The organism is Arcobacter suis CECT 7833, assembly GCF_003544815.1.
In the GTDB taxonomy this organism is placed as follows: domain Bacteria; phylum Campylobacterota; class Campylobacteria; order Campylobacterales; family Arcobacteraceae; genus Aliarcobacter; species Aliarcobacter suis.
The window spans coordinates 2,101,011-2,114,103 of record NZ_CP032100.1; the positions used below are offsets into that span (position 1 = coordinate 2,101,011).

The 13,093-nt window shown below is 27.1% G+C and carries 10 protein-coding genes and 9 tRNA genes; 2 read left to right on the forward strand and 17 right to left on the reverse strand.

Annotated features, from left to right (window positions below):
- Positions 1-8: 8 nt before the first annotated feature.
- On the reverse strand, positions 9-866 hold the full coding sequence (locus ASUIS_RS10795) for a radical SAM/SPASM domain-containing protein (protein ID WP_226799907.1): 858 nt from the start codon (positions 864-866) through the stop codon (positions 9-11).
- A gap of 126 nt (positions 867-992) precedes the next feature.
- Here ASUIS_RS10795 and ASUIS_RS10800 point away from each other — a divergent pair, with 126 nt between their 5' ends.
- Positions 993-1,316, forward strand: coding sequence for a hypothetical protein (locus ASUIS_RS10800; RefSeq protein ID WP_118887125.1), 324 nt, complete (start codon positions 993-995; stop codon positions 1,314-1,316).
- Between the two features lie 20 nt (positions 1,317-1,336).
- Here the strand turns inward: ASUIS_RS10800 and ASUIS_RS10805 are convergent, their stop codons facing one another.
- Together ASUIS_RS10805 and ASUIS_RS10810 are read right to left on the reverse strand one after the other, a co-directional pair.
- On the reverse strand, positions 1,337-3,805 hold the full coding sequence (locus tag ASUIS_RS10805) for a methyl-accepting chemotaxis protein (RefSeq protein ID WP_118887126.1): 2,469 nt from the start codon (positions 3,803-3,805) through the stop codon (positions 1,337-1,339).
- An 82-nt stretch (positions 3,806-3,887) separates the two neighbouring features.
- Complete coding sequence (locus ASUIS_RS10810; RefSeq protein WP_118887127.1) at positions 3,888-4,424, reverse strand: hypothetical protein; 537 nt, start codon at positions 4,422-4,424, stop codon at positions 3,888-3,890.
- A gap of 121 nt (positions 4,425-4,545) precedes the next feature.
- Here ASUIS_RS10810 and ASUIS_RS10815 point away from each other — a divergent pair, with 121 nt between their 5' ends.
- Positions 4,546-7,935 (forward strand): ABC transporter substrate-binding protein, encoded by a 3,390-nt coding sequence (locus ASUIS_RS10815; protein WP_118887128.1) that lies wholly within the window; start codon positions 4,546-4,548, stop codon positions 7,933-7,935.
- 4 nt (positions 7,936-7,939) lie between these two features.
- Here the strand turns inward: ASUIS_RS10815 and ASUIS_RS10820 are convergent.
- The 14 genes from ASUIS_RS10820 to ASUIS_RS10885 all read right to left on the reverse strand — a co-directional run bounded on the left by ASUIS_RS10820 (position 7,940) and on the right by ASUIS_RS10885 (position 13,084).
- Positions 7,940-8,016 (reverse strand) — tRNA-Met (locus ASUIS_RS10820).
- A gap of 59 nt (positions 8,017-8,075) precedes the next feature.
- Positions 8,076-8,150 (reverse strand) — tRNA-Gln (locus ASUIS_RS10825).
- 19 nt (positions 8,151-8,169) lie between these two features.
- A tRNA-Thr gene (locus tag ASUIS_RS10830) sits at positions 8,170-8,246 on the reverse strand.
- A 19-nt stretch (positions 8,247-8,265) separates the two neighbouring features.
- Positions 8,266-8,342 (reverse strand) — tRNA-Met (locus ASUIS_RS10835).
- A 10-nt stretch (positions 8,343-8,352) separates the two neighbouring features.
- Positions 8,353-8,429, reverse strand: a tRNA-Met gene (locus ASUIS_RS10840).
- Positions 8,430-8,467: 38 nt separating this feature from the next.
- A tRNA-Gly gene (locus ASUIS_RS10845) sits at positions 8,468-8,544 on the reverse strand.
- Between the two features lie 53 nt (positions 8,545-8,597).
- Positions 8,598-8,674 (reverse strand) — tRNA-Gly (locus ASUIS_RS10850).
- A 62-nt stretch (positions 8,675-8,736) separates the two neighbouring features.
- A tRNA-Ile gene (locus ASUIS_RS10855) sits at positions 8,737-8,813 on the reverse strand.
- Positions 8,814-8,818: 5 nt separating this feature from the next.
- Positions 8,819-8,909, reverse strand: a tRNA-Ser gene (locus ASUIS_RS10860).
- Between the two features lie 90 nt (positions 8,910-8,999).
- Positions 9,000-9,698, reverse strand: a complete 699-nt coding sequence (gene pyrF, locus ASUIS_RS10865) for an orotidine-5'-phosphate decarboxylase (protein WP_118887129.1) — start codon at positions 9,696-9,698, stop codon at positions 9,000-9,002.
- A 3-nt stretch (positions 9,699-9,701) separates the two neighbouring features.
- The gene (gene nusB, locus ASUIS_RS10870) at positions 9,702-10,097 is read right to left on the reverse strand and encodes a transcription antitermination factor NusB (RefSeq protein ID WP_118887130.1); all 396 of its coding nucleotides are present in this window, start codon (positions 10,095-10,097) and stop codon (positions 9,702-9,704) included.
- On the reverse strand, positions 10,098-10,568 hold the full coding sequence (gene ribH, locus ASUIS_RS10875; protein ID WP_118887131.1) for a 6,7-dimethyl-8-ribityllumazine synthase: 471 nt from the start codon (positions 10,566-10,568) through the stop codon (positions 10,098-10,100).
- 29 nt (positions 10,569-10,597) lie between these two features.
- Positions 10,598-11,398 (reverse strand): 3-deoxy-8-phosphooctulonate synthase, encoded by an 801-nt coding sequence (kdsA, locus tag ASUIS_RS10880; protein WP_118887132.1) that lies wholly within the window; start codon positions 11,396-11,398, stop codon positions 10,598-10,600.
- A complete protein-coding gene (locus tag ASUIS_RS10885; RefSeq protein WP_118887133.1) occupies positions 11,399-13,084 on the reverse strand; it encodes a potassium channel family protein in 1,686 nt (561 codons plus the stop codon).
- Positions 13,085-13,093: the final 9 nt, after the last annotated feature.

Genomic DNA, 13,093 nt, shown 5'->3' on the forward strand with positions numbered 1-13,093 from the left:
TTTATCTCCTATTTATCAAATCTTGTTCGATATTCACACTTTTGACAAAGTTCTTCAACTAAAATATTGTTTTTAAAACCTTTTTGAATATCTTTTACACGTTTTGAATTTAATATATCTTCTATTTGTGTACTATTTGTATTTCCAAGCTTCACACAAGCATTTTGATCTAAACAACATGGAATCACATCACCATTTACTAAAATTCCAAAATGTGAATCCAAACCATAGCAAAAACCTGTTTTTGAAACTATCTTATTTTTCAAAGATGGCCAAGAGAAATATTCATCAAAGTTAAAAAATATTTTTCTAGCGATTCTTATATTTTTTGGTTTTTCTTTATAAATTTCGTCTATATTTATATTTGAATCAAAAGTTTCATTTATTTTATCAAAAACTTTTTTGTTAAATTCTTTTGCACTTTTTTCTTCATCTAAATTCCAAATTCTAAAGTTTATAAAATATTCATGGTTTTGTTTTTGAGCAAATTTTACAAAATCTAAAATTGGATTTAGATACTCTTCAAGGGATTTTTTATGTGAATTTGCATTATAAGAGTTTATTGAAAAATTGATTTGTTTGATTGTGGAATTTAATAAAGTCTCATAATGCTTTTCATTTATATTATTTGCTGTTGTTGTTATATTTACTTTTAAATCATGTTTTAGACTGATATTTAAATACTCATTTAGATTTGATAAGACAAGTGGATCACCAACAATATGATAAGCTAACTCTTTTGTATATGGTTTTAATTGAGCATTTAAATCATCAAATTTTTCTAAACTCATCGTTCCATTTGGAAGTATTTTTGGAGGACAAAATGTACATTTTAAATTACAAATATTTGTGATTTCTATATGCACTTTTTTAAATTTTTTTATAATATTTCCTTTTTAAATTTTCAAAATTGTATCTAATACTTTATAAAAACTAATCTTAGGCTAACTTTGGTTTAATTATAATCCCAACAATAATATTAAGGGCAAAATATGGAAATGATTTTAAATGAAAATGATTTAGTTGTTGGAGCTAGATTTGATACAGGAACTATTCAAGATTATATTGATGAAAACAAAACTTATGGTCTTGTAAGAATTGAAGAATCAACTGCAAACTGGTTTTTATTCAACAAAGATGAAAGTGAAAATGATTTACAAAAACTATATAAACAAGTGTTAAAAGAAGAACATTTCATTCAAAATGATTTTGGCGAAGAGATTGTAGTTTTTAACAAAACTGGAAATAAATCTTTTGAAGATTTCATCAAAAAAATTGATGAATATTTAGGAGATGAATTAGGAAGTTTTATTTAACTTCCTTTCTTCATAAAATTTTAAAAATTCTCCCACTCTGCATTATCAGATTTATCTGAAACACTTTTTTTCTTTTCCCCAGATACATGCTTATGTACAACTGAATTTGTTTTTATATTCGTAGAAGATTCACTTTTTTTATTCATTTTTTTTGCTTGTACTTCATTTTTTCCTACAAACTCTTTTGCATTTGCATCACTTACAATCAACCTTGCAATTTCATCTGTTATTTCAGCTACATCTTGAGTTTGAGATGCAACAGCTGCATTTTTTTGCGTTTGTTGGTCTAACTGATTTACAGCATCATTTATTTGTTCTATTCCTGAAAGTTGCTCTTTACTTGACATCTCAATATCTTGAATCAGATTAATTGTATTTGTGATATTTTGATTTAACTCTTTGTATCCATTAATCATATTTCCAGCTATTAATTTACCTTGATTTGCTTTTGTAGTAGCATTTTCAACTATAGATTTTATCTCTTTAGCTGCTTCTGCTGAACGAGAAGCTAGGTTTCTTACTTCTGCTGCAACTACTGCAAATCCACGTCCAGCTTCACCAGCAGTTGCTGCTTCAACAGCTGCATTTAAAGAAAGAATATTTGTTTGGAATGCTATTTGATCTATTACACTTATTGCTTCATTTATAGAATTAACTTGCACATTGATTTCATCCATTGCTTGTGTTGTTTGATTTGCTAATTTTTCCCCATCATTAGCCGATTTCGTTACACTATTTGAATAAGTAGCCATTTTTGCAATATTTTCTGTATTGTTTCTTATATTAGAAGTTATCTCTTCAATAGCTGCTGCTGTTTCTTCTAAAGAAGCTGCTGCTTCATTTGAGCTTATATTTAATTTATCTACATTTGAAAGAAGAATATTTGAACTCTCTTCTAAAGTCAATCCATTTGATTTACTTTCAACTAACATATGATTAATTGTATCAGCTAAAGAGTTTAAAGCTTTTGCAACAACTCCATGAGGATTATTTATTCTAACAGTAAAATTAACATTTTTATATTCATTTAAAACTTCATCAATAACTATTAAATCATCATTGATTTTTCCAGAAATCAAAGTTAACATTTCATTTAAAATATTTTTTAATTCTTCTAAACTCTCATTGTCACTTTTTGCTTCTATTCTATTTTTTAAGTTTCCTTTATTAATTTCTGAAACAACATTTTTTACATTATTAATTAATTTTTCATCTTGTTCAATTAATTTATTTGTTTTTTCTATATTTGAATTGACAATTTCAGTCATTGTCCCTATTTCATCGTTGGATTTAACTGAGATTTTTTCAACATTTTTAGTTTCTTTATTAAGATATTTGAAGAAATTTAAAAGACCAACTTCAAAAGTATTTAAAGGAGCTATTATTTCTTTATTTATAAAAAATGTTACAAATAAAATTATAATAGCTGAAACAATCAATGCAATAAGTAATATTCCAAATATTGTTGAAGTTATTTTTTCTGCTGAATTATTTTTCATAATTTCGATATTTTTTTCAATATCATCAGTATAAGCACCTGTTCCAATCATCCATTTCCATTCATCAAAACCTACAGCATAACCTATTTTTTCATATAATTTAGTGTCATTTGGTTTTTCAAAATCAAAAGTTACAATTCCTCCGCCTTTTTTAGCAACTTCAATTAAATCTTTTATATAATAAACACCCATTTTACTTTTTAAATCAATTAGATTTTTTCCTACAAGTTCAGGTTTTACAGGATGCATTATGTTTACACCAGTATAGTCATAAATATAAAAATATCCATCTTTACCAAATCTAAGTTGAGAAATATCTTCTAAAGCTTTTTTTTGTAAAGTTTCCGTTACATTATCAATATATACACCTGTTCCAATTACCCAATTAAAAGGTTTAAATAGTTTTACATAAGATACTTTTTGTCTTGATGGTTTATCTTTTACAATTTGTTCATAAGGAACTAAACCTTCTCCATTTTTAAATGCTTTATCTATAAACTCTTTAACATAAGGTTGAGTATTTTTTGTACCTTCTCTTTCTGGACTAATTGGTAATTTTAATATAGTTGAATTTTCATCATAAACAAAAAAATAATCTTTATTTTCACCATATCTAACAGCATCAATAGTGTCTAAAATCATTCTTTTTAACTCTGCTTCAGAAACTTTTCCTTTTTGTTCTTCATATAATCTATTAAGCATAGTAAATAAAAAATCCGTTTGATTTTTTAAATTATCTTTTGCATTTTCTTTAACTTTTTCAGGTAATGATTGATTATAAAGATGTACTGCAATATTTTTCGCAAAGTTCGTAAATGCTTTTAACTCTTCATTTGCATTATTATAAGCATTCTGCTTGTACTCTTCAATATTCTGCTGCGTTAAATTATTTATCTCGTATATTGATTTTAGAGCTATCATTGTAGCAACAAGAATTATAGTAGCTATAACTATAATCAATAATTTACTTTTTATTGAAAAGTTTTTCATGTGTTTCCTTTTTTTAGGCTTAACTAAGTGTTAACCAAATATTAATAGAATCTTAATTAAATCTTAATTAATAAGATTTACATTATTTTAATAAATAAGGTAAACCTCTTTTTAAAGACTCTAATAAATCTTCATTTAAAAAAAACTTTCCATAGTCCTTGTTCAAATTATGAAAACAATAAACACAAACATATCTATTTCTTTTTATTATTTCTAAACTAGAATTTAATGATTCTTGTAATTGAATATTATTTCTATAATAGTTATAAATATCTATTAAATCATTTTCATTAATTTTTTCTTTTATAAAAACAACTGCATCTTGCATAAACTCTATTACATTTTCAATTTCATCTTTTATATTTAAAAATGCCTCTTTTACATCTTCAAATCTAATATCAAATTTTGCACCAACTAAAAGTAACTCTTTTAGGTTTTTTAAATCATTTTGTTGAAAATAGTGTTGTAATAATAAATTCAAATAATGTTTTTGTATATCCATATCATAATCTTTTATAAATTCTAAAACTTCATTTGCATTTTTTATTTTTTTATTTTCTAATAATTGATTATGTAAAATACCTATTTGTCCCATTATTTCATGTAATCTATCACTCATGAAATTTCCTTTTTGATTAAATTTTTAATTATTGTATCTAAATAATATTATAAAAAAGTATCCACAAAACAATCCAAAATAATCAAATTTTATATTATAATCTAAATAAAAAGAAGAGAAATTGAGAAGAATAATAAAGGGAAGTATTTTAATATTCCTAATAATAAATAATTTTTTATTTGCAAACCAAACAGATGAATTAAAAAAAGTAACTTTACGGCTTGAGTGGAAGCATCAGTTTGAGTTTGCTGGGTTTTATGCTGCTATTGAAAAAGGTTATTACAAAGATGTTGGTCTTGAGCTTGAAATAAGAGAGTTTCAAGAAGGTGTTAACATTACTCAAGAAGTCTTAAGTGGAAATGCTACTTTTGGAATATCTTCTTCTGCTTTGATTTTAGAAAAACTCAATAAAAAACCTGTTGTTTTAATTGCTTCATATTTTAAGCAAAATGCTCTTGCCCTTGTTACTAAACCAAATATTAAAACTCCTGCTGATTTAAAGAATAAAAAGATTATGGCTGTTGATTGGGAAATGGGACATACAAGTTTAGGGGTAATATTAAAAGATGCTGGAATTACTTCAAATGATTATACTTTAGTAAACCATGATTTTAAGGTTGACAAGTTTGTAAATGGAGAAGTTGATGCTATGAGTGTATTTATAACTTCACAACCTTATGAGCTTGATAAATTAGGAGTAAAGTACAATATTTTAAATCCAGCTAATTTTGGAATTTATTCTTATGATGTTGAGCTTTTTACAAGTGAAGATGTAATAAATTCTGATATGCAAAAGGTTAAAAACTTTGTTGAAGCTACAAATAAAGGTTGGGAATATGCTTTTAAAAATAAAGAAGAGATAGTTGAGTTAATTTATAATAAGTATTCAAAAAGAAAAACAAAAGAGTCTTTATTATTTGAAGCTAATCAAACAGAAAAGATATTTAAAACAAATGTATTTAAAATAGGAGCAATTGCTCCTGAGTTAATTAAACTAAATGCAGATATGTATACAAATTTAGATTTAGTTGATAAAGATTATGACATTACTACTATATTAAACAACTACTATTTTGATATAAACAATAAAATACAAACTATATTAACAAATGAAGAAAAGAACTATATTAAAAACTCTATTATAAAAGTACATAATGAATTAAACTGGCCACCTTTTAATTATAATATAAATGGAAAAGCAACAGGTTATTCAATAGATTATATGAATCTATTAGCTTTAAAAGTTGGATTAAATGTTGAATATATCTCAGGACCAAATTGGAATGATTTTTTAGAACTGATGAAAGATAATAAACTTGATGTTATGTTAAATATTGCAAAGACAGAAGATAGGGAGAAGTATTTAAATTTTACAACACCTTATTTAAAAGCAGTGGATAGTGTATTTGTAAGAAAAGAAGTAAATAATTTAAAAAGTTTAGATGATTTTAAAGGAAAAACTATAGCTGTAATAGAAGGTTTTTATGAAGAAGAACTTTTTAAAAAGTATTATCCAGAGATAAGATTATTATTAGTAAAAGATTCATTAGAAGGACTTAAAAAGTTAGCATTTAAAGAAGTAGATGGGTTTGTAGATAGTTTTGCAGTTGCGAATTATTTTATAGAAAACAATTTTATAATAAATTTAAAACCAGCATTTGAGATAAAAGACCAAAGATTTAATTTATCAATGGGATTAGCAACAAATAAAGAGAATAAATTATTACAAGAGATTTTAGATAAAGCAAAAAAAGAGATAACAGTAGAAGAAGAGTTTGAATTAAAAAGAAAATGGATAAATACAAATAATATAGGAGCAAAAAGTACAATACCTTTTAGTGTGGAAGAGGAGGATTATTTATCAACAAAAAAAGTAATAACCATGTGTGTAGACCCAGACTGGGAGCCATTTGAAATATTAGATAAAGATGGTAAACATGTGGGAATTGCAGCAGATATTATAAAATTAATTACTTCAAAATTAGGGATAGAAATAAAGATTATTCCAACAAAAACATGGGAAGAGAGTATTGAATTTTCCAAAGCAAAGAAGTGTGATATATTAAGTTTTTTAAATCAAACTCCGCAGAGGGAATCTTGGCTTACTTTTACTAAGCCTATCTTTCAGGACCCTAATGTGATTATAAGTCGAGTAGAAAGTGATGCTATAGAAGATTTGTCAAAAGTAAAAGCTTCAATTGCTATTCCAAAAGGAACAGCAATGTATGAGAGATTTGAAAAAGATTTCCCTAATCTGATTATTATTCCTGTAAATTCAGAAAATGAAGCTTTTAAATTTGTAGAAGAAAAAAAAGCTGATTTAACTGTTCGATCTATGATTATTTCAGCATATACAATAAAAGACAAAGGCTTATTTAATCTAAAAATTATAAATCAACCAAAAAATTATGAAAATTATTTAAGAATGGGAGTAATAAAAGAAGAAGATATTTTAAGAGATATTTTAAATAAAGCAATTATAACTCTAACTAAAGATGATATTCAAAATATTGTTAATAAATGGGTATCAATCAAATATGAAAAAGTTGAAGATTATACTTACTTATGGTTATCAGTATCTCTTATTATAATATTGTTAGTATTCTTTTTATATAGACAATATTTATTAAAACATAATAATAACTTTCTTCAAAATGAGATTTTAAAAAGAACTCATCAATTGGAAAAATCAAATCAAATTTTAAAAGAAAAAAAAGATGAGTTGGATAAATTAAATTCTTCTCTTGAAGAAAAAATAAAAGATGAAGTTGAAAAAAATAAACTCTTTCAAGAAAAACTTTTTAAAGCCGATAAATTAGCTTCAATGGGAGAAATGATGAGTAATATTGCTCATCAATGGAGACAACCTTTATCTATGATTTCTACAGTTGCAACGGGAACTAAAATACAAAAAGAGTTTGGAACATTGATTGATGAAGAATTAATTCAAAATATGGATTTAATTAATAAAAATGCTCAATATCTATCTGAAACTATAAATGATTTTAGAAACTTTATAAAAGGTGATAGAAAAATAAAAACATATGATTTATCTGCTACTATAAATAATTTTTTACATATTATTGAATCTTCAATAAAAAAAGATAGTATAAATATAATTCTAAATTTAGAAAAAAATATAAAAATAAATGGTTATCCAAATGAATTAATTCAATGTTTAATAAATATTTTCAATAATTCAAAAGATGCCTTAGAAGAAATAAAACAAGAAAATCCACTAATATTTATTTCAACAGTTTTACAAAATAATACAATATTTATAAGTATAAAAGACAATGCAGGAGGAATTCCTCAAAATATAATTACTAAAATATATGATCCATATTTTACAACAAAACATAAGTCACAAGGTACTGGACTTGGATTACATATGACTTATAAACTTATTGATGAGGGAATGCATGGAAAAATTGAAGCACAAAATGTAGAATTTGAATATGAAAATAAAATATATAGAGGTGCCGAATTTATTATTAGTTTAAATATTTAAGATTTGGTTGCGGAAACAGGATTTGAACCTGTGACCTTCGGGTTATGAGCCCGACGAGCTACCTAGCTGCTCTATTCCGCGATTAGTAAAAAATTAACAGTATCAAGTATTAATTAGATTTTATAATAAAAAAGTTTTTGTGGATGGGGTAGAAGGATTCGAACCTTCGAATAACGGTACCAAAAACCGTTGCCTTACCACTTGGCGATACCCCAAGAAAATAAAGTTTAAATATGGAGCTGGTGAAGGGAGTCGAACCCCCGACCTGCTGATTACAAATCAGCTGCTCTAGCCAACTGAGCTACACCAGCATCCGTATTTCTTTCGAAATGGTGTCAAGAGAGGGACTCGAACCCTCGACCTCCGGCTTATGAGACCAGCGCTCTAACCAGCTGAGCTACCTTGACATCTTAAAATTGGTTGCGGAAATAGGATTTGAACCTATGACCTTCGGGTTATGAGCCCGACGAGCTACCTAGCTGCTCTATTCCGCGATATAAATAAAAGAACGTTTAATCCCTGAAGATTATAGTGGAGCGGGAGACGAGACTCGAACTCGCGACAGTCTGCTTGGAAGGCAGAAGCTCTAGCCAACTGAGCTACTCCCGCATTAGTAAGATAAAAAATAAAAACAAAATAGTCTTACAAGTTCTATTAAGTAGTGGAGCGGGAGACGAGACTCGAACTCGCGACAGTCTGCTTGGAAGGCAGAAGCTCTAGCCAACTGAGCTACTCCCGCATAAAAATGCATCGAAATACATTTCTAAATCACAAAAAGTGAAAACTATTTAATTAAAATAGTGGTGGGTTATGAAGGACTCGAACCTTCGACCACTCGGTTATGAGCCGAGTGCTCTAACCAGCTGAGCTAATAACCCATTAATGGCGGACAGTGAGGGATTTGAACCCTCGGTGCCGTTACCAGCACGTCTCCTTAGCAGGGAGGTGGTTTCAGCCAGCTCACCCAACTGTCCGCAGTTTTCCATAATTTTAACTTCTTAAAATCAGGATGGAAATTATAATACTATATCACTTAAAACATACTTAAAAGCATGAAGAGACAATTAAATATTCTTTAATATCTCTTCAACTACATCTTTGGGATTGCTTGCTTTGTAGATAGGTCTTCCAACTACAATAAAATCTACTAAATTTTCTTTAGCAAATGGAATATCTGCAACTCTTTTTTGATCACCACTATCTTCACCAAAAGGGCGAATTCCTGGACATAAAGTGATAAAATCTTTTGAAGTATTATTTTTTATATCAAAACTCTCATAAGCAGAACAAACTACTCCATCAACACCTGAATTATAAGTATCTTTTGCAAACTGTATTGCTTTTGTATTTATATCTTCATTGTAAATTGCTTTAAAACTCTCATTATCAAAAGACGTAAGAGCAGTAACAGCTAACACTAAAGGTTTATTTGGAATATCTTTAATTCTATTCATTACTGTTTTCATAGCTTCAATTCCTGCACTTGCATGAACATTAAACATATCAACAAGTCCAAATTTAACAATTTCTTCTGCTGCATCTGCCATAGTATTTGGGATATCATAAAGTTTTAAATCTAAAAATATTTTGAAGTTTGGATTAATAGCTTTTAAATCTTCTAAAAACTTTTTACCATCTCTTACATAACTTCTTAAGCCAACTTTTAACCAAACATCAAAATCTTTTATTTGGTTTACTAATTCTAAATTTTCTTTTGCACTAGATAAATCTAAAGATAAACATAATTTCATTGCATTACTCATAAACTAAGCCTTAACAATCTTATCAAGTAAACCATTTACAAATTTTGGAGCACCATCACTTGCTAATCTTTTTGATAATTCAATAGCTTCATTTATTATAATTGCTTTTGGTAAATCTTCAAATAAAATTTCATATACTGCTAATCTTAAAATAGATTTTTCAACAGAACCAATATCTTCTAAAGTTCTTTGGTTTAAGTGAGAAATAATCTCTTTATCAATACTTTCTAAATTTGATACTGTTCCATTAAAAAGTTTTAATGCAAACTCTTTTTGTTGATTTCTTATTTTTTTATCTTCTAAAATTTCATCAACAAATTTTACAATTCCTTCATTTCCTAAATCGTAAGCATATAATAAACCAATTACAGACTCTCTTGCTTGTGTTCTTGTTGCCAATTATTTCTCCATTTCAGCGTATAAATCTAACATTTCAATAATAGTAACCATAGCTTCAGCGCCTTTATTACCAACTTTTGAACCAGCTCTTTCAATTGCTTGTTCTATCGTATCAGTTGTTAAAACACCATTTGATACAGGTTTCCCATGTTTAATTCCAACTGTTGCAATACCTTTTGTTGCCTCTGCTGAAATATAATCAAAATGTGGAGTTGCTCCTCTGATTACTGCACCAACACAACAAATTGCATCATATTTTCCACTTGATAATGCTTTTTCTAAAGCAAAAGGAATTTCAAAAGCACCTGGTACTAATATTAAATCTAAATTATCTTCATTTCCACCATGTCTTTTAAATGCATCTTTAGCACCTTCAACTAATCTATCAGTTATAATATGATTAAATCTTCCATTTATAATAGCAACTTTTTCGCTACCTTTTAATCTTAAATTACCTTCAATAATTTTCATTTATTTCTCCAAAAATATGTGTATAAGGATTAATTATATCCTAAAGCGTCTTGTATTGCAAAAATGTCACTAACTGTTTTGTATAAGTCTTCAATTCTAAGCATATTTGGTCCATCACTTTTTGCTACTGATGGGTTAATATGTGTTTCAAAAAAGAATCCATCAACACCCACAGCAGCTGCTGCTTTTGCCATGTATGGAACAAATGATGAGTTTCCACCCGTTGTTCCACCAGTGCTAGGGATTTGTACAGAGTGAGTTGCATCAAAGATTACAGGTGCATATTGTTTTAATAAAAGTAAATTTCTCATATCTACAACTAAAGCACCATATCCAAAAGTATTTCCTCTCTCACAAAGCCAAACTCCAGCTTTTTCTGAATTTTCATAACTTACTTCAAAAATTCCTCTTGTATTTAGAATTTTTTCAACTGGATGTTTCATAGCATCAGCTGCTAAAAATTGCCCTTTTTTGATATTTATAATTGCAGGTGTTTTTGCAGCTGCAACTAATAAATCAGTTTGTCTACATAAAAATGCAGGGATTTGTAAAATATCCATAACTTCACCAGCAGGTGCTGCTTGATATGATTCATGAATATCAGTTACAACTTTATATCCAAATTGCTCTTTTATTTCTTGAAATATTTTTAATCCCTCATCAAGTCCTGGACCTCTAAATGAAGTTATACTTGTTCTATTTGCCTTATCAAATGAAGCTTTAAAATAAAAATCAATTCTTTTATCTTCACTTAATGGTTTTAATTTTTCAGCTATTCTCATAACTGTGTCTCTATCTTCAAGTACACATGGTCCTGTTAATATTTTCATTTAATTCCTTTTAAAAATTGTTCGTTTTTCTTTGCCTGTTAATGCATAATAAAATTCATAAGTATTTTGACAAATATATTCTATATCATTTTTCGCATGTTCATCGCATGCTAATAAAATTTTATCACCTATTTTTATCTCATTTTCCCAAGTAGGAAGGAGTATTATATCATTTTCTCGTTGAAGTAACAAAGGTACAACATTATTATTTTGTTTATAATTATGTAATGAAGTAGACAAAATTCCTAAATTTAAGGTATTTTTCTCACTTAAGTATTTATATATTTCAGGGCTATGTTTAAAAGTAATTTCCACTTCAATAAGTAATGGATTTTCATCTATTTCACTTCTTAATTTTGAAACTAATTTATTTGCCCATTCATTATCTTCTTTTATAATTAATCTTAAAAACTTGTCACTAAGAGGGTTCATTAATGCATTAGTAATTTTATTTACTAAAATTTTTGATGGTGTAAAAATATGATTTATTTTTGCACTTTTAAATAAAAAATCATCAGCTAAATCATTTTCCCTTGCCATTGTAATAATATTAGGATTTAGTTTTCGAGCAGTAGCTAAAATTGATAAATTTGTTGTATCATCATTTGTTGTAACAATTATTGCTATTGCGTCTTTTATACCAATATTCTCTAACAATTCCCTATCATCTGCATCTCCAAAAATAATATGATTTTTTTCATCTGCTGAGAGGTGTTCATCTTTTTCTTTATTTATTTCTATAAATTTAACTTCTATATTATTTTTATTAAGTTTCTCAAAAATTTTTTGTCCCATTCGTCCATAACCACAAATTACATATAAACCTTTGGGGAAAATTGGTAAGCTCCCATTTAAATTATCAATTTTATATAACCATTTTTCCAATTTAAACAAACTAGGAGCAGTTAATGCTATATTGATTTCAGAAGATATTATAGAAAATGGATTAACAATAATCTCAGCATCTAAATCTTTTAAATTTTCTGTTTGATTTATAGAAGTAGACTTTACAGCAACTTTTACATTTTTATTCAAAGTTTTTGATATAAGTGTAATTTTTAAATTTATAGCATCTTCATCAAATAAAGAAACTATTGCTTTACAATTCTTTTTTCTTAATCCAGCAGATTCTAACATTCTTGCAGAATAATTTTCATTACGCAAAACAGGAATAGTAGGAGTAAAGTTTTCTAACATCAATCTTTCTATTTTTAAACTATCTTTTTCAATAATTACAGTACGGATTCCTTGTTCTATAGCCTTTGTGATTATTTTTTTTGTTATTTGGTTATAGCCTAAAATTATTATAAAGTTTTCATTTAGATTTTTTATCTGTTTTAAAAATCTTGCCCTTTCTAACTCTTGCAAAAAAAGTTTATCTTGAAGTAATGAAACTAACGTTCCAATACTATAAAACCAACCTAAAACCGTCAAAAAAGTCGAAAATGTTACCCACATTCTTTGAGGATAAGTAAAAGCATAAGGAATTTCACCAAAACCTATTGTAGTTGCTGTATAAGAAACAAAATAAAATGCATCAAAAAGAGTCATTTGGTAAAAATTACCACTTGAATCTTTTCCACCAATAAATAAAAATCCTATGATTGATATAGTATAAGTAAGAATAATCACCAAAAAAGGCTTTCGCATTTTTTGTAAAATTATAAAAAGTGAACTGTTTCTCAAAATAAAACC

Excerpts from the sequence above, each read along its gene's own strand:
- ribH (WP_118887131.1), bottom strand. The coding sequence starts at position 10,568 with ATGAAAATTATTGAAGGTAATTTAAGATTAAAAGGTAGCGAAAAAGTT.
- ASUIS_RS10805 (WP_118887126.1), bottom strand. The coding sequence starts at position 3,805 with ATGAAAAACTTTTCAATAAAAAGTAAATTATTGATTATAGTTATAGCT.
- ASUIS_RS10810 (WP_118887127.1), bottom strand. The coding sequence starts at position 4,424 with ATGAGTGATAGATTACATGAAATAATGGGACAAATAGGTATTTTACAT.
- ASUIS_RS10800 (WP_118887125.1), top strand. The coding sequence starts at position 993 with ATGGAAATGATTTTAAATGAAAATGATTTAGTTGTTGGAGCTAGATTT.
- kdsA (WP_118887132.1), bottom strand. The coding sequence starts at position 11,398 with ATGAAAATATTAACAGGACCATGTGTACTTGAAGATAGAGACACAGTT.
- pyrF (WP_118887129.1), bottom strand. The coding sequence starts at position 9,698 with ATGAGTAATGCAATGAAATTATGTTTATCTTTAGATTTATCTAGTGCA.